Annotated in this window: 21 protein-coding genes; 16 read left to right on the forward strand and 5 right to left on the reverse strand. The window is 42.0% G+C overall.

The features are described 5' to 3' along the window. The first annotated feature begins 12 nt into the window (after nt 1–12). From MR041_RS11750 to MR041_RS11770, 5 genes are all read left to right on the forward strand, one after another. A complete protein-coding gene (locus MR041_RS11750) occupies nt 13–1,194 on the forward strand; it encodes a glycoside hydrolase family 27 protein (protein WP_242094157.1) in 1,182 nt (393 codons plus the stop codon). 179 nt (nt 1,195–1,373) lie between these two features. Further along, the gene (locus MR041_RS11755; RefSeq protein WP_242094158.1) at nt 1,374–3,602 is read left to right on the forward strand and encodes a T9SS type A sorting domain-containing protein; all 2,229 of its coding nucleotides are present in this window, start codon (nt 1,374–1,376) and stop codon (nt 3,600–3,602) included. Continuing rightward, entirely contained in the window at nt 3,602–4,318 is a 717-nt protein-coding gene (locus MR041_RS11760; RefSeq protein ID WP_242094160.1) for a hypothetical protein, read from the forward strand. Before MR041_RS11755 ends, MR041_RS11760 begins: the two co-directional genes overlap by 1 nt. A gap of 341 nt (nt 4,319–4,659) precedes the next feature. Further along, nucleotides 4,660–6,045: a glycosyl hydrolase family 28 protein gene (locus MR041_RS11765; RefSeq protein WP_242094162.1), complete on the forward strand. Its 1,386-nt coding sequence runs from the start codon at nt 4,660–4,662 to the stop codon at nt 6,043–6,045. Nucleotides 6,046–6,170: 125 nt separating this feature from the next. After that, nucleotides 6,171–7,073, forward strand: coding sequence for a sialate O-acetylesterase (locus MR041_RS11770; RefSeq protein WP_242094164.1), 903 nt, complete (start codon nt 6,171–6,173; stop codon nt 7,071–7,073). Between the two features lie 2 nt (nt 7,074–7,075). On the opposite strand, the gene MR041_RS11775 is transcribed toward MR041_RS11770, so the two are convergent. After that, nucleotides 7,076–9,490, reverse strand: a complete 2,415-nt coding sequence (locus MR041_RS11775) for a glycoside hydrolase family 88 protein (RefSeq protein ID WP_242094165.1) — start codon at nt 9,488–9,490, stop codon at nt 7,076–7,078. 326 nt (nt 9,491–9,816) lie between these two features. Between MR041_RS11775 and MR041_RS11780 the strand changes: the two genes are divergently transcribed. Next, nucleotides 9,817–10,020, forward strand: coding sequence for a hypothetical protein (locus MR041_RS11780; RefSeq protein ID WP_242094167.1), 204 nt, complete (start codon nt 9,817–9,819; stop codon nt 10,018–10,020). Between the two features lie 4 nt (nt 10,021–10,024). Here MR041_RS11780 and MR041_RS11785 read toward each other — a convergent pair whose 3' ends face one another. Continuing rightward, the gene (locus MR041_RS11785) at nt 10,025–10,621 is read right to left on the reverse strand and encodes a riboflavin synthase (protein ID WP_242094169.1); all 597 of its coding nucleotides are present in this window, start codon (nt 10,619–10,621) and stop codon (nt 10,025–10,027) included. Between the two features lie 133 nt (nt 10,622–10,754). Between MR041_RS11785 and pdxA the strand changes: the two genes are divergently transcribed. From pdxA to MR041_RS11830, 9 genes are all read left to right on the forward strand, one after another. Continuing rightward, on the forward strand, nt 10,755–11,801 hold the full coding sequence (pdxA, locus tag MR041_RS11790; RefSeq protein ID WP_242094171.1) for a 4-hydroxythreonine-4-phosphate dehydrogenase PdxA: 1,047 nt from the start codon (nt 10,755–10,757) through the stop codon (nt 11,799–11,801). Nucleotides 11,802–11,874: 73 nt separating this feature from the next. Continuing rightward, on the forward strand, nt 11,875–12,417 hold the full coding sequence (locus tag MR041_RS11795; RefSeq protein WP_242094173.1) for a YceD family protein: 543 nt from the start codon (nt 11,875–11,877) through the stop codon (nt 12,415–12,417). Nucleotides 12,418–12,425: 8 nt separating this feature from the next. Beyond that, nucleotides 12,426–12,629 (forward strand): 50S ribosomal protein L32, encoded by a 204-nt coding sequence (gene rpmF, locus MR041_RS11800; RefSeq protein ID WP_242094175.1) that lies wholly within the window; start codon nt 12,426–12,428, stop codon nt 12,627–12,629. A gap of 179 nt (nt 12,630–12,808) precedes the next feature. Then, nucleotides 12,809–13,801: a beta-ketoacyl-ACP synthase III gene (locus tag MR041_RS11805; protein ID WP_242094177.1), complete on the forward strand. Its 993-nt coding sequence runs from the start codon at nt 12,809–12,811 to the stop codon at nt 13,799–13,801. A 31-nt stretch (nt 13,802–13,832) separates the two neighbouring features. After that, nucleotides 13,833–14,324 (forward strand): acetyl-CoA carboxylase biotin carboxyl carrier protein, encoded by a 492-nt coding sequence (gene accB / locus MR041_RS11810; RefSeq protein ID WP_242094179.1) that lies wholly within the window; start codon nt 13,833–13,835, stop codon nt 14,322–14,324. Nucleotides 14,325–14,399: 75 nt separating this feature from the next. Next, nucleotides 14,400–15,752, forward strand: a complete 1,353-nt coding sequence (gene accC / locus MR041_RS11815) for an acetyl-CoA carboxylase biotin carboxylase subunit (protein ID WP_242094181.1) — start codon at nt 14,400–14,402, stop codon at nt 15,750–15,752. A gap of 225 nt (nt 15,753–15,977) precedes the next feature. Continuing rightward, nucleotides 15,978–17,093: an NAD(P)/FAD-dependent oxidoreductase gene (locus MR041_RS11820; RefSeq protein WP_242094184.1), complete on the forward strand. Its 1,116-nt coding sequence runs from the start codon at nt 15,978–15,980 to the stop codon at nt 17,091–17,093. A gap of 1 nt (nt 17,094) precedes the next feature. After that, nucleotides 17,095–17,784: a monofunctional biosynthetic peptidoglycan transglycosylase gene (mtgA, locus tag MR041_RS11825; RefSeq protein WP_242094186.1), complete on the forward strand. Its 690-nt coding sequence runs from the start codon at nt 17,095–17,097 to the stop codon at nt 17,782–17,784. Further along, on the forward strand, nt 17,774–18,241 hold the full coding sequence (locus tag MR041_RS11830; RefSeq protein WP_242094188.1) for a GreA/GreB family elongation factor: 468 nt from the start codon (nt 17,774–17,776) through the stop codon (nt 18,239–18,241). Before mtgA ends, MR041_RS11830 begins: the two co-directional genes overlap by 11 nt. 1 nt (nt 18,242) lies before the next feature. Here MR041_RS11830 and MR041_RS11835 read toward each other — a convergent pair whose 3' ends face one another. Next, nucleotides 18,243–19,157 (reverse strand): ABC transporter ATP-binding protein, encoded by a 915-nt coding sequence (locus MR041_RS11835; RefSeq protein ID WP_242094190.1) that lies wholly within the window; start codon nt 19,155–19,157, stop codon nt 18,243–18,245. 28 nt (nt 19,158–19,185) lie between these two features. After that, nucleotides 19,186–21,342, reverse strand: a complete 2,157-nt coding sequence (locus MR041_RS11840; protein ID WP_242094192.1) for a prolyl oligopeptidase family serine peptidase — start codon at nt 21,340–21,342, stop codon at nt 19,186–19,188. A 149-nt stretch (nt 21,343–21,491) separates the two neighbouring features. Here MR041_RS11840 and MR041_RS11845 point away from each other — a divergent pair, with 149 nt between their 5' ends. Continuing rightward, on the forward strand, nt 21,492–22,448 hold the full coding sequence (locus MR041_RS11845) for a M28 family metallopeptidase (protein ID WP_242094193.1): 957 nt from the start codon (nt 21,492–21,494) through the stop codon (nt 22,446–22,448). A 131-nt stretch (nt 22,449–22,579) separates the two neighbouring features. Here MR041_RS11845 and MR041_RS11850 read toward each other — a convergent pair whose 3' ends face one another. Continuing rightward, nucleotides 22,580–23,569, reverse strand: coding sequence for an aspartate-semialdehyde dehydrogenase (locus MR041_RS11850; protein ID WP_242094195.1), 990 nt, complete (start codon nt 23,567–23,569; stop codon nt 22,580–22,582). Nucleotides 23,570–23,631 lie beyond the last annotated feature (62 nt).

Consider the following 23,631-nt stretch of genomic DNA (forward strand, 5'->3'; position numbering starts at 1 on the left):
AATTCGATACTAATGATGAAATATAGTTTTGCACTGGTGATCACCTTGTGCATGGGTCTGGGACATGCCCAGAAATTTGATGGTTTGGCCCAGACACCCCCAATGGGATGGAACAGCTGGAATAAATTTAATTGTGATGTTAGCGAAAAACTCATAAAGGAAATTGCTGATGCCATGGTGGCTTCTGGTATGAAAGATGCCGGATATCAATACATTGTCATTGATGACTGCTGGCAAATTGACAGAGATGGAAACGGCAAGATTGTTGCGGATCCGGAGCGCTTTCCCTCCGGGATCAAAGCGCTTGTGGATTATGTGCATGGGAAAGGATTGAAGTTTGGTATTTATTCCTGTGCAGGCACAAAAACATGTCAGGAACGGCCGGGAAGTCATGGCATGGAACGCATTGATGCGAAAACCTATGCAGAATGGGGCGTGGATTATCTGAAGTACGACTGGTGTTTTACTGAGGGGATTGAACCCATTGCAGCCTATACTGCCATGAGTGAGGCGATAAAGGAAGCCGGACGACCGATGATATTCAGTATCTGCGAGTGGGGGTTGAGCAAGCCCTGGACCTGGGCAAGAGATGTTGGTCATTTATGGCGCACAACCTACGACATCAGAGACTGGTATGATGGTGAAATCAATGGTAACTTTTTAGGATGGAGTATCATACTGGACAAACAGGTGGGTCTTGAGAAATATTCCGGGCCGGGACATTGGAATGACCCGGACATGCTGGAGGTAGGCAATGGAAGGCAGACCAATACAGAATATAAAGCCCATTTTAGTTTTTGGGCGCTTTTAAATGCACCGCTCATTGCGGGAAACGATTTAAGAAATATGGATGCGAATACCATTGAAATATTAACCAACACAGAAGTTATTGCTATTAATCAGGACAAATTAGGGCAACAAGGCTATAAAATTTTTGATTATGGCGACAGCGAGGTTTGGTGTAAAAATTTATATAACGGAGACTATTGCATCATTTTATTTAATCGCGCCTCAAGCCGACAGCAAGTTGCCGTTCAGTGGGAGATGATAGCTCCAGAATTGGCTGCCGACAGTTTTGCACTAAGGGATCTGTGGAAGCATGAAGATCTAGGTGATTTTAAATACGGGTTCAATGCTGAAATTCCATCCCACGGAGCTAAAATGATACGCCTGAAGAAAAGGTATAAACACTGAACCGATAGGTCCAATCAAAAGGGCTGTAAATGATTATAAAGAATGACGTTTCATGTTGGTGTTATTGTGTTTGAAGGACGTTGTGAAAACCATACGAATGACCAAGTGGGATACGATGGATGTAATTACAATATGAAATGGATAGATTAAACATAACGGACCTAATTATAAAATGACTTATGATCCCGTCTTTCGCATATGAAATAAAATTAAAATACCCTAAGGGCCTGATATTTATTGCTTTCATGGTTTTGACTACCATGAGATTATCCGGTCAATGTTGGTCTTTTTCACTTGATGACAACCCGTCGACCATAAGTCAGTCGATGTTTCCGGGTGCCATAGGCGGCTATTTCCCGGATGCTGGCATTAGTGTTTTGGAGATTGATTCGAACTATTATGCATTTTGGGCCATGTTCGAAAATTACAGGAGCATTGCCAGTTCGCCGTTGCTGCAGAATCACGTGGGACAACTGGATCCGGCAACGGCAGTATTTGGTGGACGAGAACCGAATAACGGCACTTCGAACGGGTTTAATGATGGCGGTATGTGGTTCATTGGTGTGAGAAAACTCGATGACGGGCGACTTGCAGGGTTTTTCCATGCAGAATCCCACTGGTACCCGCGCAGCACCTATGGAGGCACGGCATATAAATCGATTGGAGTGGCCTATTCGGAAGACAACGGTTTGACGTGGGGAACACCGGAATTAATTTTGAAACATTTCTACGATAAACCTGCCACACCAGATTGGTCCGGATTGGGTGATGGATGCGTTATTTACAATCACCTGAAGAACAGATATTATTGTTACTATACGCCTGTATTTGGGAGTGTCAATCTGAGTATGGCCATATCTGAGGACCCTGCCGGTGCGCCGGGGACATGGATGAAATGGTACAACGGTTCTTTCTCCCAGCCTGGAATCGGGGGTTTTCACTCGCCTATCGATGGGTTGTCAGGTCGACCTGGAGCCAATCCATCAGTGCATTGGAATACCTATCTCGAAAAATTTATCATTGTTTTTCACGGCTGGAATGAAAAACTCTATATATCTGCAAGTGAAGACGGTGAGGTTTGGGAGGAACCCCAGCTGCTGCTGGACGAAGGTTCAAAAACCTGGTACCCCGTTGTAGTCGGCACCAATAGTTCTGAGGGTGGGCAGACGGTTACCTTATATTATGGAAACAATTTTCAGTCGGATGGGAGACGAACCTTGTCCTATCGAACCCTGACTTTTAATAAGGGACTTTTGGAGACAACCGATCAATTGTTGGCAGATGGACGATACGCTATAAGGAATATGTCCAATAATAGGAATCTGGCCGCGACGAGCGCCAGTGGTTTTGACGGCGTACTAGTGTCCCCGGACAGCTTCGAGGATCAACGATGGGATGTCACCCATTTAGGGAATAATGAATACAGGATAACGCATGCCTGTTGCGGAGGCAGATTGGCTGTGGAAAATTCCAATTGTACTTCGGGGAGCCTGGTTCTCAGCGAAACTGCAGACGACTCCAGAGATAGTCAGATTTGGAAGGTAGAGCAACTCACAAACGGGAATTTTGTGCTTAGACCAAAACATTGTCAAACTCAGGCCCTGGCAAGAGCGGATGCATCCTCAGATGATGTGGTCACCTTAAATTACAATGTATGTAATGAACTGCAGGCATGGTCTTTTTTGGCTGAAAACTTTGCCTTACCGGTTACCAATTTTAAAATACAAGGTGTGAGCGAAACATGCAGAAATAGGAATGACGGCAGCATCAGTATATCTGCTGTGCGTTTTTTAAACTATACAGCTGTAATTACGGGCAATGGGTATAATAGCACCGATACGTTTACCATGTCCCTTACAAAAGCAGGCCTAAGTGCCGGCGACTATAGAATATGTATTAGTGTTCAAGATCAACCCGGTTTTGGGCAGTGTTTCAATGTCACCATTAACCAACCCGAAGAGCTATCTGTTTTATCTAAAGTAAATAAGGACAAGGGTGTTGTTTCTTTAAATATGAATGGCAGCGATACCTACAAAGTGAATCTTAATGGGGTGTCAACTGAAACTAAAAATCCTTTTATAGAGTTGCAGTTAAAAGCCGGAGAAAACAAGATTACTGTTGAAACAGATAAAAATTGTCAGGGGAAATATGAGGAAACGATTTTCTACGGCAGGGAATTGTTCTTGTTCCCAAATCCCGTTGCAGATCATGTGTCCCTATTCTTTGGTGAATCGGATAATAACACAGTCTCTGTTAAAATAGTGTCGCTATTGGGGAATGAGGTGTATAGCCAGATAACCCGAAAGCCCGTGTTAACTGTTGATACCTCCGGACTGACCAATGGGATGTATGTAATACAAGTTGCATCTGAAACATATACTAAAAGTTTAAAAATTATAAAACAGTAATGAAGCGATTTTTTATATACATAACAGTTAGTTTATTCTATTGTATGCTCGTATTCAATTGCAGTAGTGGTGGTGGTGACGATGCCGTCGATCCTGATCCGAAGATCGAGACCCCTCCTGTGGCGGCAAATCTTATTTTTCCTAGTAATAATTCGGAATGTACTGAAGGGGCTGATGTATCAAGTACAGAAACTGAAGTGACCTTTGATTGGTATAACGCCAACAACACGGATTCATATCAATTATTTATAAAGAATTTAACGACCCAATCTACTGTAAATTACAATACGACTGAATCTGAGAAGCGCGTCACTCTTTTAAAAGGGACGCCTTATTCATGGTATGTCGTTTCAAAAAATGTGACCTCACAAACGGCCCAGAGCAGTGTGTGGAAGTTTTATAACGCAGGTGAGGCCCAATCGTCCTACGCACCCTTTCCGGCGGAACTTTTGGAGCCGGGGTTATACAGTGAGTTAAGCGCATCTACAACAAGTACCCTGCTGGACTGGACAGCGGAAGATGTGGATAACGATATAAAAGAATACGACGTGTATTTTGACACCGTCGGTTCACCTGATAACAAGATAACCACAACAAGCGATTCAAGCTTTACAGTAACCGTTAGCTCAGGAAACACCTATTATTGGAGAATAATTACTAGAGACGAGCAAAACAATAGTTCGGAATCTCAGGTGTTCGAGTTTAGCGTGAAATAAAGTGGAACGATGGAAGGTGGCCTTGTTGCAGGCAGATTAAAGATGAAAATTATATATTAAAAATTTTGATTAAGTAGTTAGTTTTAGTTTTTACCTCAATGTTTGAGTTAGTTATGAAAAGGGAAGGCTGAAAAACCTTCCCTTTTTTGAACTCAAAACGCTGCTTTTTTGATTAAATTGAAATTATTGAAACGCACTTTTTTAGAAGTCGTTTTACAAAAAGTTAAGTGATGAGCACTAGGAAAATTTTTGTAATGGCCGTAACCTGTTTAATTCTATCAGGTATATATGTCCTAAGAACTGTTTACAATAGGACCCAAGGCCAAAGAACAACAGAAAATATGACGCGGTTAATTTCCTCGAATTCCGGGTTAACCATTTATCCCGCGCCCTCAGATGAGGACCTTTCAAAAGATTATCGGTTGGAGGTTAATGGGAAGGCTGTGGACATCTATCTGGCCCAGATTGCTGCTATTGAAAACCGTCCACCATGGACCTTGGACCCGAAAGATGTTGGAGGGCCCTACTCGTTCAGTTATTTCGATTTTTCTGGCAGTGTAACCATAAAGGTCTCTGCTTTAAACACATCTTTTGATCAGGTAGTCATTCGTCCTTTGTCTGCCGGAATTAAACCTGTTATAGAAGGGAATACGCTGACCTTCAGTATTGACCGGCCCTGTAAACTTTCTATAGAACCCAACGGCAGGCGGGAACCCCTTTTGATTTTTGCTAACCCTCTCGAGATAGATCCTCCAAAAATAGATGATCCCGATGTGATATATTATGGCCCCGGTATTCATAAGCCCGAAAAAATAATACTCAAAACAGGCCAGACGCTTTATATCGCAGGAGGTGCTGTCGTCAAGAGCGGTGTTGCTGTGTCAGGGAAAAACATCAAGATAAAGGGAAGGGGAATCTTATGTGGGAATGACTGGGAGTGGAAAAAGGGGCCAGGCAATATGATTGGTATAAGGGATGCTGAAAATGTTTCCATTGAAGGGATTATTCTCAGGGGGTCGTGGAGCTGGACCATTCCTATGTACAATAGTAAAGGCGTTAACATTACCAATGTTAAAATGGTATGCAGTAAAAACCCGAATGACGATGGGATTAATCCCTGTAACTCACAGGACGTTTATATCGGCGACTGTTTTATACGTACGGATGATGACTGTATTGCCATGAAGGGCATTACACTGGGTTCGGCCAATGACAATGTTGAAAACATAGTTGTTGAAAACTGTATTCTCTGGAGTGACAGGGCGCGTGTTTTCCTCCTTGGCCATGAAAGCCGTGCTCCTTATATGAGGCACATCACGCTATCCGATTTAGAGATCATACATTTTAATATGAGCCCGTTTCTTTTTGAACCCGGAGAGGAGATGTCCATAGAGAATGTAAGGGTTGAAAATGTCAGGCTCTATGCTGATTATCCAAAGCAGAATGGAGAACGTACCTTCGAATGGATTCGTTTAAAACCAACGGTTAATCAGTACATGAAAAGGCAGGTGCCCGGCAGAATGCGTAACCTGTACTTTAAAAATTTGGCTCTGACCGGTGAAGCAAGAGAAGGTTGGTATTACATTTGGATTACGGGTGCAGATGAAGCACATCAGGTCACCGATGTGACCTTAGAGAATATCACCTGGTTTGGTGAAAGATTGGATGAAAATTCATTACAAGTAAAGATAGGGGATTTTACAAATGGGGTTAAATTCAGGCGTTGAGGTTTTTAAAATGGTGCTCGCATTGGAGCATACCAGAAGGAAATATGATTGCTACAGGATGTCGAATACAGTTTAGAAACGATTAATTTAATATACTATTAATGTTGGTGTTGCAAAATCGCTATATGTTGATTTTGATGTCTCTCATGGTATCCTGGGCATCAGGTCAGAACATGGAAAAAGAAAGGTTTAAGCTCTACTTTCTGGGTGGTCAGTCCAATATGGAAGGGCATGGACTTAACACTGAATTACCGGATTCCCTCAGCATGACCAATGATCAGGTCTGGATTTATCATGGTGTTCCAATGGAAGATGAAAATCCTGATGGCGGATTGGGGAGATGGGAAAAACTCAAACCGGGCAACGGTGCGGGATTCAAATCGGATGGTATCAACAACAGGCATTCTCATAAGTTTGGAATTGAGTTGTCCTTTGCTAAAAAACTACAGACGTTGTATCCGGATGAGAAAATAGCTTTGATAAAATACGCCAGAGGAGGATCGTCTATTGACAGTCTTGCAGCACGTAACTTTGGATCCTGGGAAATGGACTATCGCGGCAACGGCGGCTTAAATCAATTTGACCATTTCCTTAGGACGTTAGTCGATGCTTTTAAAATAAAGGATATTAACGGTAACGGGATCGAAGATATCTTGATGCCAAGTGGTATTATTTGGATGCAGGGCGAAAGTGATACAGTACTTACGGAAGCCATTGCACTTCGGTATTATGCCAACCTCAAAAGACTAATGGATTTGATTCGTTCTGCCTTCCGAGACGATGATATTCCAGTGGTTATCGGGAAAATTTCCGATTCGGGGATGGATAACAGAGGGAAAACATGGACGTATGGAGAATTAGTTCAGCATGCTCAGGAAACATTTGTGAGAAGGGATAAGAATGCCGCTATTGTTAGAGAGACTAAGGGCTACTCCTATTCCGATCCCTGGCATTACAACAGCGAGGGATACATTGATCTGGGTATAAAATTCGCGGAAGCCGTTTATAAACTTAATAGCAGCAAATAATCTCAAGCATTCGGTTTATCTAAAATAATGCCTTTAACATCGGCATCGTAATCGGTATAGTCATGCCATGGCCCGTTGAGCCATAAGAGTACTTTATAGCCTTCATCGGCTACAATAATGGGGCGAATGTTACGGTAGTTTGAATTGGAGGTTACCGCTTTCCATTCAATGCTGCTGATGTCATCATCGATTCCAACAAGTGCTTCGTATATTTCATGAACACCTCCCAAATCGGCTCCTGTTGAGGGGTCGACGTCGGTAGAAATATAAACCTTTTCAGGATCTTCCGGGTCGAAAGCCAGAAGCCCAGTATAGCTGCTTTCTACTTTATACAGGCATTTACCCGCATAGGCAATCTCTCGATCGTGCCAGCTTTGCCCATCCCATGACGCCATTCTGAACCTGTGGTCAGCATCGTTCAGGTACACCGAATAACCCATGTGCGGATGGTTGTTCTGGTCAGTGGCCATGGCACAGGTCCAGGCACTCCGGGGGACACTCTCCGTAAAAATGGATTTGACATCGGTATCACTCCCGGCAAATATTTTTTCCCCTTCCGAAGTCCTGAGAGGGCCTTCAGCCAAATGTTTGATTTCAGTCCCGTCTGCAGTGTAAAAAGTGCCGTTTGTAAACTGTGCATAGTAGAGGTTATTACCATAGCGGCGCGGGTGTCCGTCGGTATAGGAAATGCCGACCGTATTCGGGTCTATTTGATAGTATCGTGGGTAGGGACGCTGATACCCTTCAATATCATTGGCAATAAAATGGCTGCGATTGCCCCAGGTCTCACCGTGATCGTCTGAAGTGATGAAAAAGGGATTAAAGGTCGATCCGTCGCGATAAAAATTATAGAGCCGATCTTCATTTTCCATATGATATAAATTCATGTAGGTCACGCCATTCTCATGATCGTAAACATGTTCATAGCTTTTTACATCGCCCCAAAGCAAATAATTATCCGGATCTGAAATAGTATAATAATGCGTCTTTTCTGAACCGTGCTTGGCCCAAACTGCTAAAACACCACCATCAGGGCGTTTATACAGGGCGGGCACATTATGATCGTCGGTTTGAAGTTCCTTATGCAGTACAAGGGTGCTGTCTAAGCTTGCCGATTTTAAATCGTAGATCCCAAGACGAACATCACCGCTTTGTCCGCTTAAACCACCAATGAGTAATTTCCCATGGCTAATAAGTGCTCTCGGGTCCTGGTACCAGCACCATCCGCCGTCCTTCATAAAGGTAGCATGCTGTTCGTCTCTCGGCAACGGATAAAACCGATTGAGATAGGTATACAGTTCTGAACCTGCCGCCAGAAATGCCCCAATACCATAAACTTCGGTATAGTCTTTAAAACTTTCTCCAGGAGCCGCACCAATAGGTTGCACATAACCCAGCATGCCATCTTCATTAACGCAATTTTTCAGGCTGTGCCATGCCTTGAATACTACGGGTTCGTAAGTTTCCCTGTCTAAAAGCCCGCTATTGATGCCCCAGGCCATGCCAAACGTAAAGAATGAGGAGCCGCTGGTCTCAATGGTGGGGTAGTCATTCGGATCGCCTAAAAGACCACCGGACCAGGTACCGTCTGCTCTCTGAACCGCTTTAAGCCGCTCTGCCATCTGAACAAAAAGCGTTTCATAAAAGGCCCTGCCTTCCCAATCTTCCGGTAAATCCGGAATCATAAGGGCCAAACCAGCGAATACCCAACCGTTACCGCGTGACCAAAAGACCTTGCTGCCATTTTTCTCTCTGGAATCGAAAAACGATTTGTCTCTGTAAAATAAATGCTCTTCAGGATCCCACAGTTCGTTGTAGGTCATTTTATATTGCGAATCCATATACTGTAAATAGGTACTGTCTTTGGTAACCTTTGCTAATCTGGCCCAAACCGGTGGAGACATGAAGAGGGCATCACACCAGTCCCATAGGTATTTTTGGCCTTCTTCACTCGTCATGATGGAATCGAAGCGTTGTTTGGTGGGCACGATGGAGGCTATTTTTTTTAATCGGATATTTTGATTCAGACTCAAATAGAGTTGCCCCACGGCATGATCGTCGGCGTGGTACATGCGTCGATGCAGGTTCCACTCATTTCTATCGCCTATGCTGACCAACCAATTGATGTATTTTGGATAAGTGGAGACCTTGGTCAATTCGAACATTCCAGCGTACAGGGCGGCGTTTGTCCAGTCCAAATCATGGTGCTTCGTCCTGTTATCCCAGGCTCTTTTGGTTGATGGCAGGGCCCTGTACTTACCCTGGTCTTCAAAAGTTTCTATCTGCCAGTTGGCCACTTTCTCTGTAAGCTGTAAGACCTCTTTTTGATTTGGAATATCAGTTCCCATCGAGGTATCCTGCTGTTTACAGGCATGACACAAAAGGAAAATAAAGCATATTGTTAAAATTGATCGCATGGTGTAGCTGAATTAAAATGAATACCTACTTAATGTTCTAAGGTTTAGAATAAATTTAAAGTTACATAAATTATTGTGCAATAAATAAAAGTTGAAAATAGTTTTAAACAGAATTCTCTTTTTAGTTAAATAAGGTTATTTATATATCTTTGTTGAGCAAAATGTAAATGCAAGGGATTAGTTTTATTCGAATATGTAATTGTTAAAGGTAAAATGTTAAAAAAACTGCCTTTAATCGATACTTCATGTTATTTGGATGGGTATTTTTATAAAATAACTTTAAGAATATATGAGTTAAATGGTATTTTTTATAGATTAGCAACCCCATGATACCACGACCTAAGAAAATATTAACCGTTATCTTATTTTTATTAATAAGTATGGTGTGCGTCGCACAAAAGGATGTGCCGCCACCGCCACAGCCGTCCGATGTTCCGCCACCGGGATTATCCTTAGGAGTAAGTACGATTGCCCTTCTGTTAGGGGGTCTTTTTTATGGTGTAAAGGTCCTGTTATTTAGAAATAAATAAGCTTCTATTCCTTTAATTTTTCGGATAGCAGTTTCGATACGTATTTCCCCAACATATCGAATTCTAAATTCACAACCGAACCCACTTCCAGGGTCTTAAAATTAGTATGTTCATACGTATAGGGTATAATGGCCACACTGAAGGTGTCTGCTTTTGAGTTCACCACGGTTAAACTCACCCCATTTACAGTAATGGATCCTTTTTCAATAGTTATGTTGTTGAAGGCTTTGTCATATTCAAAGGTATATACCCAACTGCCGTTTGCAGATGCGATATGCGTACAGGTGGCAATCTGGTCGACATGACCCTGAACGATATGCCCATCAAGCCGTTCGCCCAGCTTCATAGCGCGTTCTAAATTTATTTTACTGCCGACTTTTAGGCGACCCAGATTGGATTTTTCAAGGGTCTCGCTAATGGCGGTGACCGTATAGATGTTGTCTTTTATCTGAACAACGGTCAAACACACGCCATTGTGAGCTACACTTTGATCCACTTTTAACTCCGAAGTGATACTGCTCTCGATGCTTATGTGCAGGTTACCTTTTTCATGTTCCAATAGCCTTACAGTTCCAATGGCTTCAATAATTCCTGTGAACATAATGAAAATCTGTTTATTTGGTTAAATTTGCCATATCAAAAGTACGTGAAAAATTTTCATTTGAAAACTTAGATTCAATAAATAAACAGGCAAGTCTGCCTGTGCAATTAATTATAAAAGAACACATCTTTTAATGGAGAATACAAAACCTATCATTGTTGGAATTTCAATAGGCGATTTAAACGGTATCGGAGGAGAAGTGGTCTTAAAGACCTTCGAGGATGAGAGAAGCCTGGAGCTGTGTACACCGGTTATTTTTGCATCTGCTAAAACCATGGGGTTTCTGAAGACGCATTTCAATTCGACCATACATTTTAACAGCATCAACAATTTAGATCATATCAAGGAAGGCAAGGTGAACGTCTATAATTGTTGGCGAGAACCTGTAAGCATTAATTTTGGTCAGGAAGATGTGACTATCGGAACCTATGCGGTGAAGTCATTGGAGTGCGCTACAAAAGCTTTGAAGGATAATTATATTGATGTATTGGTAACAGCACCCATAAACAAGCACAACATTCAGTCAGACCGATTTAATTTTCCGGGGCATACCGACTATCTGGCGCAACAGCTTAAGGGTGAAAGTTTGATGTTTATGGTGGCCAATGACCTGAGAGTGGGGTTGCTTACCGATCATGTGCCCCTAAAGGATATAGCACAGCACATAACACCGGAACTGATCAAGAAAAAAATTGCCATTGTTCACGATTCTCTTAAAAAGGATTTTGCCATTAACAAACCTAAAATTGCCGTTTTAGGGATTAATCCTCATACGGGAGATAACGGTGTTATTGGCAATGAGGATGATACCATAATGAGACCAACTTTAAAGCAGATAAAGGAATCAGGGACATTGGTTTTCGGGCCTTATGCGGCCGATAGTTTTTTTGGCAACGATAATTATAAAAATTTTGATGCTATTATCGCAGTCTATCACGATCAAGGCTTAATACCCTTTAAGACCTTATCTTTTGGACAGGGAGTCAATTTTACCGGGGGTCTTAATAGAATAAGAACATCACCCGATCACGGAACAGCCTACGAAATTGCAGGTAAAGGACTTGCTGATGCGGGATCGTTTAAAGAAGCCTTATACACGGCGATAAAAATCTTCAGGAACCGGAGTGATTATGAAGTGTTTAGCTCCAACCCCTTAAAAAAGATTTATAAAAAGACCTGAGGAAAAAAATACATATAACCAAGGCAGCATAAATAAAAATTTATATATTTGCAGGCTCAAAATAGATGTGATAATGAAGCCTTTAAAAGAGTTTACGATCCCATTTGTGGGATTAAAAGATGGAGCGCATCATTTTGAGTATAAAATTAGCGAAGCGTTCTTTCAACATTTTGAGTATGAAGACTTTAATGATGTAAATATTAAGGTTAATGTTATTTTAAATAAAAAAACAACCTTGCTTGAATTACATTTCGAGGTTTCTGGTGATGTCAATATTAATTGTGATGTTACCAATGAGCCCTTTAACCAGGGCATTCGTAATGATTTCGATTTGGTTGTGAAGTTTGGCAGCGAATTCAATGATGAGTTTATTGATATACTCATTATTCCTCACGGGACCCACGACATTAACATTCAGCAATATATTTACGAATTAATTGTGCTGGCTGTACCGATTAAAAGAATCCATCCCGGAGTAATAGATGGTACTTTACGCTCGGACATACTCAAAAAACTGGAGGAATTAAGTCCAGACTCTCATAAGGAGAGACAGGATGAAGGGGATGATATAGACCCGCGCTGGAATACATTAAAACAATTATTAACGGATAAATAATACAGATAATGGCACATCCTAAAAGAAAAATCTCTAAAACAAGAAGAGATAAAAGAAGAACACATTACAAGGCAACTGCGCCAGAGATTGCGACATGCCCTACGACAGGAGAACCACACCTTTACCATAGAGCGCATTGGTATGAGGGAAAATTATATTACAGAGGTCAGGTTTTGATTGACAGCTCTGAAGAAGTTGAGAACTTAGCATAAACGATTAACGGTCTTATTTAAAACGCTCACTTGTGGGCGTTTTTTTTATGAACGGTATTCAAGGCATCACAAAAACAATAAATTTGTGTAGAATTACGCCAAAATTTAGTAGTTTTCACAAGTTTTAAACGTTTTTGACCGATTTTGATAAAATTTTTGGTCAATTTAACTCTAAAATTATGGGTAAAATCTCCGCGGCAATTACGGCTGTAGGTGCTTATGTACCAGAGTACGTGTTAACCAATCAGATTCTTGAAACTATGGTTGATACTAATGACGAATGGATAACGACCCGCACCGGAATTAAAGAACGGCGAATTTTAAAAGGAGAAGGAAAAGGGACCTCCTATTTGGCCATTCAAGCTGCCAAGGATCTCATCAATAAGAAAGGCATCGACCCAAAATCCCTAGAACTTGTTATTGTTGCCACTGCAACACCAGATTTAAAAGCGGCTTCAACGGCTGCCTTTACGGCTGCTGAAATTGGTGCAACGAATGCATTTTCCTTCGACATGGATGCAGCGTGTTCTAGTTTTCTTTATGGAATGTCTGTTGCGGCAAGCTATATTGAATCAGGACGCTATAAAAATGTGTTGCTGATTGGTGCTGATAAAATGTCCTCATTGATTAACTACAAGGATCGAGCGACCTGTATTATTTTTGGCGATGGCGCTGGTGCTGTTTTGTTTGAGCCCACTGAAGAACATCTCGGATTGATAGATGAGTACTTAAGAAGTGATGGCACCGGGCGTGAGTTTTTGCAAGCCACCTATGGCGGATCCCTACACCCCATAACGCACGAAGCCATAGACCAGGGGGGGCAATTCGCATTTCAGGAAGGACGAACGGTATTTAAAAACGCGGTGTTCAACATGGCCGATGCAACGGTCAAGGTTATGGAACGTAACGCGCTTACCAAGGACAATGTAGATTGGCTGGTGCCCCATCAGGCGAATAAGAGAATCATCGACGCCACTGCACAGCGCATCGATTTGGATGAGAATAAAGTCATGGTAAACATTCATAAATATGGCAATACAACTTCTGCGACCTTGCCATTACTTTTACACGACTATGAGCCCCAACTTAAAAGAGGAGACAATTTGATTTTTGCCGCCTTTGGTGGCGGATTTAACTGGGGAGCCATTTATTTGAAGTGGGCCTATAATTAAACTACATAACCAATTACCAAAAAAGTAAATTATGGAACTTAAAGAGATTCAAAACCTAATTAAATTTGTTGCAAAGTCAGGGGCAAGTGAGGTTAAGCTTGAAATGGACGATATTAAAATTACCATTAAAACAGCTGGTGATTCCGATGCCACTGTCGTACATCAGGTACCTGCCGCTGCCATACCACAAGTACAACAAGTAGCAGCACCTGCACCCGCACCCGCTGCAGCTGAACCTGCAGCACCAGCAGCAGAAAAGGCCCCGGCATCAGACGATTCGAAATACATTACAATTAAGTCGCCCATAATCGGGACCTTCTACAGAAAGCCATCTCCCGATAAACCCTTATTTGTTGAGGTGGGACAAACCATTGCCGAGGGTGATGTATTGTGCATTATTGAAGCGATGAAACTATTTAACGAAATAGAATCTGAAGTTTCGGGAAAAATTGTTAAGATATTAGTGGATGATGCTTCACCGGTAGAATTTGATCAACCTTTGTTTTTAGTAGATCCGTCATAACCAAATTTAAGATTCCAAAACACAAATCCCAATGTGATGGAATTTGGAATTTGAGATTTTAAATATCCAATAGTTATGTTTAAAAAAATATTGATCGCCAATAGAGGAGAAATTGCATTACGTGTTATAAGAACCTGTAAGGAAATGGGTATTAAAACCGTGGCTGTATATTCTACGGCAGATGCAGAGAGTTTGCATGTAAAATTTGCTGATGAAGCTGTTTGTATAGGTCCACCGCCCAGTACGGAATCTTACTTGAAGATGTCTAATATTATTTCTGCCGCAGAGATCACCAATGCAGATGCGATTCATCCGGGCTACGGATTTTTGTCTGAAAACGCCAAATTCTCGAAAATATGTGAGGATCACGGTATAAAATTTATTGGTGCTTCGTCTGAAATGATCGATCGAATGGGTGATAAGGCCAATGCCAAAGCCACGATGAAAGCAGCCGGTGTGCCCTGTGTTCCAGGGAGCGACGGTATAATAAAGGATTTCGAGGACTGTAAAAAAATAGCCAAGAAAACGGGCTACCCTGTCATGCTTAAGGCGAGTGCAGGAGGCGGCGGTAAAGGGATGCGAGGAGTATGGAAGGAAGAAGACCTAAAAGCGGCCTGGGATTCTGCACGACAGGAAAGTAAGGCTGCCTTTGGTAATGACGACATGTACATGGAAAAGCTCATCGAGGAACCAAGGCACATAGAAATCCAGGTCGTGGGTGATTCCCGAGGGAAGGCCTGTCATTTATCGGAAAGGGATTGCTCCATTCAACGTCGTCATCAGAAATTAACTGAAGAGGTACCCTCACCTTTCATGACTTCAGCATTACGAAAAAAGATGGGAGAAGCAGCGGTAAAGGCGGCTGAATACATTCAATATGAAGGCGCGGGAACCATTGAATTTTTAGTGGATAAGCACCGTAACTTCTATTTTATGGAAATGAATACACGTATTCAGGTTGAACATCCCATAACCGAACAGGTCATTGATTTTGATTTGATACGTGAACAGATATTGGTAGCGGCCGGGGTGCCGGTTTCAGGTAAAAACTATACACCTAACCTGCATTCCATTGAATGCCGAATTAATGCCGAAGACCCCTATAACGGTTTCAGACCATCGCCAGGCAAGATCACCACACTCCATGCTCCGGGAGGACACGGTATAAGACTGGACACCCATGTGTATTCCGGTTATACCATTCCGCCGAACTACGATTCTATGATTGCCAAGTTAATTACCACCGCTCAAACCCGAGAGGAAGCCATTAGTAAGATGAAGCGTGCACTGGATGAGTTTGTGATTGAAGGCATAAAAACAACCATTCCATTTCACAGGCAATTAATGGACCACCCCGATTATTTATCGGGTAATTATACGACCAAATTCATGGAAACTTTTGTCATGGATAAGCGAACCGATGCCTAATACAGTTTTAAACTCCGAAAGTAATTTCGGAGTTTTTTTTGATCTGTTGTCAACCTAACCGGAGTCCGGGCTTTAGACGGTTATACTACCTCGCCAAAGCTGGGTTTACCCAGTGCGGTATTTTTGTGCTGGCATTACTAAGATAAAGGCCTCTCCGCTATTGGGATGTTAACCTGACTTTGAAACAGAATTTCACTATTTTTACAATAAGCAAAAACGAATATTTTGAATCTATCCTATTGGGAAATGAAGTCATGGCTTACCAACGTAGATTTCACTATTGTAGGGAGTGGTATCGTTGGGTTGAATTGTGCCTTGTCGTTAAAATCACGTTTTCCTAAAGCTAATATTTTAATTCTGGAGAGAGGGATTCTACCACAAGGCGCAAGTACTAAAAATGCAGGTTTTGCCTGTTTTGGTAGTTTGAGTGAGGTTTTAGAAGATCTTAAAACGCATTCGGAACAGGACGTCCTCGATCTGGTTAAAAAACGTGTTGAAGGTTTAAATTTACTCAGGCAAATTTTAGGCGATGGCGCTATTGACTACCATCAGCTTGGGGGGTATGAGCTTTTTACCAAATCCAATGCATCTCTTTTTGAAGCCTGCATCTCAAATCAAAAGGCGATCAATACATTGCTCTTTCCTATATTCAAGGCACAAATATTCCATCTGAAAGACAACACATTTCATTTTAAAAAAATAAACAATAGGGTCATTTTTAATCCCTTCGAAGGACAGCTTGATACCGGTAGGATGATGGCGGCGTTACTGCGGAAGGCCCAAACAGAGGGCATTAAAATATTGAATAACGTTTCGGTTGAAGCATTTTCTGAGGATCGTAATGCGGTTAAGGTGAAAACCCATCTTTTTACATTTTCTACCTCTAAATTACTTATTGCAACAAATGGTTTTGCATCGACATTGAACATAAAGGAGGTCCATCCTGCCAGAGCCCAGGTCTTGATTACCACACCTATTAAAAATTTTCATATTAAGGGCACGTTTCATATGGATAGGGGCTATTACTACTTTCGGAACATAGATGATCGAATTTTATTCGGCGGAGGCAGGCATTTGGACTTCAAAACAGAGGAAACCATGGAATTTGAGGAGACCGAACGGATTCAGAATACATTAGAAGACCTATTAAAAACCGTTATAATACCCGGTGTTCCTTTCGAAATAGAACATCGCTGGAGTGGTATTATGGGGATTGGGCAACAGAAAAAGGCCATTGTAAAGGCTTTGGGCGATCATGTGTATTGTGGTGTGCGTCTTGGCGGTATGGGCGTTGCCATAGGGAGTTTGGTGGGTCAGGAACTCGCAGGTTTATTGGATTGATATGCTAAAAAGGGTATTTCGGTTGTTGTTAAAATGCATGCTATGGTTTTTCATACTGTCCATCGCCTTAGTTATTCTGTTTAAATGGATACCTGTGCCCTTTACACCTTTAATGATCATTCGATATCTCGAAACGCCTGCTTCTCAAAGGCAATCAACATGGGAGCATGATTGGATACCGCTTCAGGAGACATCACCATTCATACAACTTGCAGTTATTTGTTCTGAGGATCAGAATTTCATGAGTCATAATGGCTTTGATTTGAAGGCTATTGAAAAGGCCATGAAGGATAACAATAAAGGCAAGTCCATTCGAGGTGGGAGCACCATTAGTCAGCAAACGGCTAAAAATGTGTTCTTATGGCCTCAGCGAAGTTGGTTAAGAAAGGGATTGGAAGCGTATTTCACCTGTTTAATTGAGTTGCTTTGGAACAAACAGCGTATTATGGAAGTCTACCTGAACTCTGTGGAAATGGGCGATGGTATTTATGGTATCGAGGCTGCTTCGCGGTATTGGTTTGGCAAAGCTGCGTCGAAATTAACCCGTGATGAGGCCGCCGCAATCGCAGCCATATTGCCTAACCCAAGACATTATAAGGCAGTTCCTGCCACGCAATACATACACCACAGAAAAACATGGATCCTGAAACAGATGGGCTTCTATGGAAACTTAAAGTATAATGACAACTAATTTATCCTTAAACATAAAACGAGAATTGTATCAGCTTTGTGTCGCTGATATACAGACCAGGTTGAACACGATTAAGGCCACTATTTTCGAATTGGATCAAGCTCTGCTTTCCGAAACCAAGAGCAGTGCCGGAGACAAGCATGAAACGGGTCGTGCGATGATTCAGTTGGAACGTGAGAACGTGGGACGGCAACTGGCCGAAGTTGAAAAGACGCAGCATATTTTGTCTAAAATTGATGTAAACAGAACGAATCAGACCATCGGCTTAGGCAGTGTGGTCATTACGGACAGAATGAATTATTTCCTAGCCATCAGTTTAGGGGAAATACGTTTAGAGCATACAGAGTACTATGCCATTTCTCCTCATGCACCAATAGGTCGACTGCTTATGGGTAAAACCACTGGTGATACGATTGCATTCCGGGAACAACACTTTGAAATACGCGCCGTTCTGTAATTCATCTGCGGTCTATAGAAAGATGGACTTGCGACTGTGGCTTAATTTTAGATGGGTGTTCAAAGAATACCGTTTTTCCTTTTAACTGGGCTTTAATCAAATAGTAATGTCCTTTAAAGTAAGATTGTTCGACAGTAGCTTTTAACTCTGATTTTGGAACCACTTTCAACGCGTTAGCATATATAATTTGTCCGTCAATAACATTGAATTCACCAAAAAAAGAGGCCACTAATTTATTAATTGGATTTGAATAAAGGGTCTCAGGGGTATTGTTGGCAATGAGTTTTGTCCCATCCAATACGATCATTTTTTGGGCATAGGAAATCACATCGTCTTTATCGTGTGTGGCAACGATGCAGGTAATGTTCTCTTTCTCCAAAAAACTGAACAGACTCCGGCGCAGGGATTGTTTTTTAAAATTGTCGATATGGCTAAAGGGTTCGTCCAGCAATACTATTTCGGGTTGTTTTGCCAAAGCTCTGGCCAGGGCTACACGTTGCTTCTGGCCACCGCTCAAATACTTAACCTTTGTCTGGGAATATTCGGTGAGTTCAACAACTTCCAAAAGTTCTTTTATGCGATTGGCTTTCTCTTCCGGGTAAAAATTAGAAAGAAAAGTACTAATATTTTCTGAAACGGAGGTGTAAGGCATCAGGTCAAACTCCTGTGCGACATACTTCATAAAATCAGGCCCCGTAATAAGATTGAATTTTGGTCCCAGAATTTCAACATCTTTCCAAAAAATATGACCTTTGTTTAAATCGTATTCACCGTAAAGTAACTTGAGCAATGTGCTCTTTCCCGAACCACTTTCTCCAATTACAGCCAGCGTTTCGCCACTGTTTAATTGGAATGAAATATCTGTTAATACCGGAGCCTTGTGATATGAGAACGAAAGGTCTTTTACGTTTAACATGACTTAATGATCCTCATAAATGGCTGCCTCAGTCTTTAAAGTCATCCGCTTTACTGGGTAAAATACGAAAGCCCATATTATAGAGTGTAAATCCATAAATATCGGCATATTGTTCAATGGTTTTACTTACAGGAGTCCCGGCTCCATGACCTGCATCCGTTTCAATACGTATTAAAGTGGGATGATCTCCGGATTGTTTGTCTTGAAGTTCGGCGGCGAACTTAAAGCTGTGTGCAGGAACCACCCGATCGTCATGATCGCCCGTTGTGATCAAGGTCGCCGGATATTCTACGTCCTCTTTTACGTTGTGAACAGGGGAGTACCCTTTTAGATATTCGAACATCTCTTTACTGTCTTCAGCTGTGCCATAATCATAGGCCCATCCTGCACCGGCTGTAAAGGTGTGATAGCGTAACATATCCAGAACACCGACAGCGGGCAATGCCACACGAGCCAGGTCAGGGCGTTGTGTCATGACCGCTCCCACGAGCAGACCGCCATTGGATCCACCCCTTATGGCCAAATAATCTGATGAGGTATACTGGTTCTCTATTAAATATTCACCCGCCGCAATAAAGTCGTCAAACACATTTTGCTTTTGCATTTTTGTTCCGGCCGTATGCCATGCCTTACCATATTCTCCACCTCCGCGTAAATTGGGGATGGCCAATATACCACCTTGTTCCATCCAAACGGCGTTTCCTATGCTGAAGTTCGGGGTAAGACTGATGTTAAAACCACCGTAGCCATAGAGTATTGTCGGGTTTTTGCCATTGCGATCCAGGCCTTTTTTATGGGTTATCATCATAGGGACTTTAGTACCATCCTTGGAGGTGTAGAACACCTGATTGCTTTCATATTCATCACTGTTGAATGCAATACCCGGTTTCCAGTGGGATACGGATTCCCCGGTATCAACATTAAATTTAAAAATACTTGTGGGTGTTATGTAGTTGGTAAAGTAGAAATAATCCGTCTTCTCTTCCTTTTTGCCTCCAAATCCACTGGCTGTTCCAATACCCGGGAGTTTAATATCTCTGACAAAGGTACCATCGTAGCTGTATTGCTTGACTTGAGACTTGGCATCGATCATATAATGCGCATAAATGTAGCCACCTCCGGTAGAAGGGGTCAGGACATTCTCGGTTTCCGGGATGAGGTCCGTCCAATTTTCAGGGCCGGGATCTGAGGCATCTACAGATACCACTCTTTTATTGGGCGCATTTAAATTGGTGACAATAAACAAGGTGCTCCCCCGGGTATCTAAGATATAGGAATCACTTTCGGTATCGTCTAAAATGCTGACAAACTCGCTCTGGGGGTTGGTGAGGTCTTTTATAATTAATTTGTTGCCCGTCGTTGAGTTTCGGGGTGTGATAACGAGGTACCTGTTATCCTCGGTAACTCCGGCATAAATATAACGGTGCTTCTCCTCAGGTGCACCGCCATAAATGAGCTGGTCCTGATCCTGTGTTGTACCTAATTCATGGTAATAGATCTTATGTTGGTCCGTTTTGGCAGAGAGCTCACTGCCTTTGGGTTTATCGTAACTTGAATAATAGAACCCTTCGTTTTTATACCAGGAGATCGAAGAGAATTTAACATCAACCAGGGTGTCTTCAATGAGCGATTTCGTTTCCACATCCATGACTACTATTTTCCTCCAGTCACTACCCCCTTCAGAAATCGAATAGGCCATAAGCTTGCCATTGTCTGAAAAACTCATGGCGCCAAGCGATGTGGTCCCATCCTCGGAAAACGTGTTGGGATCTAAAAAGAGTTCGGTTTCTCCATCCTCTCCTTTTTTCCTGTAATAGACACTTTGGTTTTGAAGACCAGCATTTTTCGAAAAATACGTGTAGTCCCCTTCAGTAAAGGGCGCACTTATTCTTTCATAATTCCATAGGTTTTTTAAACGTTCCTTTAACTCAGTTCTAAAAGGAATCTTTTCTAAATAGCCATAAGTCACCACATTCTGGCTTTTTACCCAGGCCTCGGTTTCGGCGCTTCTGTCATCTTCGAGCCATCGATAGGGGTCTTTCACTTCCACACCGAAATAGGTGTCTACCGTATCTACAGTTTTAGTTACCGGATATGTCACAAGATTGGATGTTTTTTCGTTTAGAGGGTTTTTACAGGAGACTAAACTAATACCTGTAAAAAAAACAATTACTAGTATTTTCATTTTGCAATTTTTTAGTAAACCCGTATTAAGGAATAAAGGTTAAAAACGTGCCAAAAATAAGCAAATGATTTTGAAGTATTAAATAATGGTTTGATTTAACAGATGTTTATTCAATATCTTTGGGTTGGGATTATTGATATTAAACGCTTATGGATTCAAAATATATTTTACTGGGGTTATGTTGTCTTTATTATTTAAATGTGTTCTCCCAGGGAGAAATTACAGTTGAGGAACTTAAAGCGCATATCGTGTTTCTAAGCTCTGACGAAAACTTGGGTCGTGCTCCGGGGGGACATCCGAACAGGCAAGTTGTTCGCTATATAAAAAACGAATTTAAGGCAATGGGACTTAGATCTTTTAAAAGGGGATTTAAGCAAAAGTTTGACGCCAAAATCAGAGTAGACAAGGGGATGCCTGAGAAAGAGGACAAGACTTGTAATGTTATTGGGTTTGTTGAGGGGAATGACCCTGTTTTAAAAAAAGAGGTTATCCTATTAGGGGCACATTATGATCATTTAGGACTCGGTGGCCCGTCGTCCAAATCAGATCAGCGCGGGGTGGTCTATCACGGTGCTGACGATAACGCCAGTGGAACATCAGCTTTATTGGAGATCGCTGAATATATTATGGCGCAAAAGGACCAACTCAAAAGAAGTGTTGTTTTTGTAGCCTTTGGCGCAGAGGAACAGGGCCTCCTGGGGAGCCGGTATTTTGTAGAACACCCTCCTGTGCGTTTAACACAAATAAAATTGATGATAAATATGGACATGGTTGGACGGATGAATGCTGACAAACACGTCTATATGAATGGAGCGGGAACTTTTCCTAAAGGCGTTGAATTTATGAAATCATTAGGGGAGTCACTGGGGGTATCACCAATAGTACATGCGGGTTCGGTTGGTGGTTCGGATCACGTGTCCTTTTATAAAAAGAACATTTCGGTCCTTGGCATGCATACCGGAGCACACCCGCAATACCATACGCCCGAAGATACTATCGAATTCATAAATTTTGAAGGTCAGAAACTGGTCTGCGAGTACATTGCACAGGCTATTTTAAGGAAGGCGACTTCGGACGATGCCATGTATTTTATCTATCAGGATTAAAAGTAGACTTTAAAAGTAAATCGTTTGACCGCTTAAATTGTAACAGATTGGCTGCACATTTAATCCTTTCCGGAGAAGAAACTGAAACGCCTCCAGAAGTCCTGAGGATTTAGATACAGACACTCCGTTTTTCAAATCAAATGCTCTGCAACCAGATATTCTGCTATTTGAATGGTATTCGTTGCTGCACCTTTCCGCAAGTTATCGGCAACGATCCACATGTTTAAGGTATTTGGCTGTGATTCGTCTCGTCTGATGCGACCCACAAAAACCTCATCTTTATCGTGAGCGTATATCGGCATAGGGTAGGTATTCGTTTCGGTATTATCCTGAACAACAACCCCCGGCGTACTGCTTAACAGGCGACGGACATCGTTTAAATTAAAGTCGTTTTCAAATTCAACGTTTACAGATTCACTATGTCCTCCCGCAGTTGGAATTCTTACCGCTGTTGCTGATACGGAGAAGGTATTATCATTCATAATTTTTTGAGGTTCTCGGGCTAATTTCATTTCCTCCTTGGTGTACCCATTTGCCTCAAAGACGTCGCAATGTGGTAAGGCATTTCTCCCTATGGGGTAGGGATAAGCCATTTCTCCTTCAACACCCGCTATTTCATTTTCCAGTTGTCGCACCGCCTTCACACCGGTTCCGGAAACTGATTGATAGGTAGACACCACAACGCGTTTCATTTTATATGCTTTATGTAGTGGGGCTAAAGCCATAACCATTTGAATCGTAGAACAGTTGGGGTTGGCAATTATTTTATCGTCTTTCGTGAGTACATTGGCATTAATTTCCGGGACCACCAGTTTTTTGGTGGGGTCCATACGCCAGGCCGATGAATTATCAACAACCGTAGTGCCCGCTTCGGCAAATTTAGGAGCCCATTCCAGGGAAGTGCCACCGCCTGCAGAGAATAAGGCAATATCGGGTTGCATGGCAACTGCCCTTTCCAAACCAACAACGGTATAGTCGTTTCCTTTAAACGAAATGATTTTACCAACAGAACGCTCTGAAGCCACAGGGATGAGTTCTGTTACCGGAAAATTGCGCTCTTCCAATACTTTTAACATCACTTCTCCAACCATACCGGTCGCTCCAACAACAGCTACTTTCATGAGTTTTAATTTAAAATTCGAGCGACAAAATTAGACAATATTTATACGATTGGTCATATAAA

This window comes from Aestuariivivens sediminicola (assembly GCF_022662015.1).
In the GTDB taxonomy this organism is placed as follows: domain Bacteria; phylum Bacteroidota; class Bacteroidia; order Flavobacteriales; family Flavobacteriaceae; genus Aestuariivivens; species Aestuariivivens sediminicola.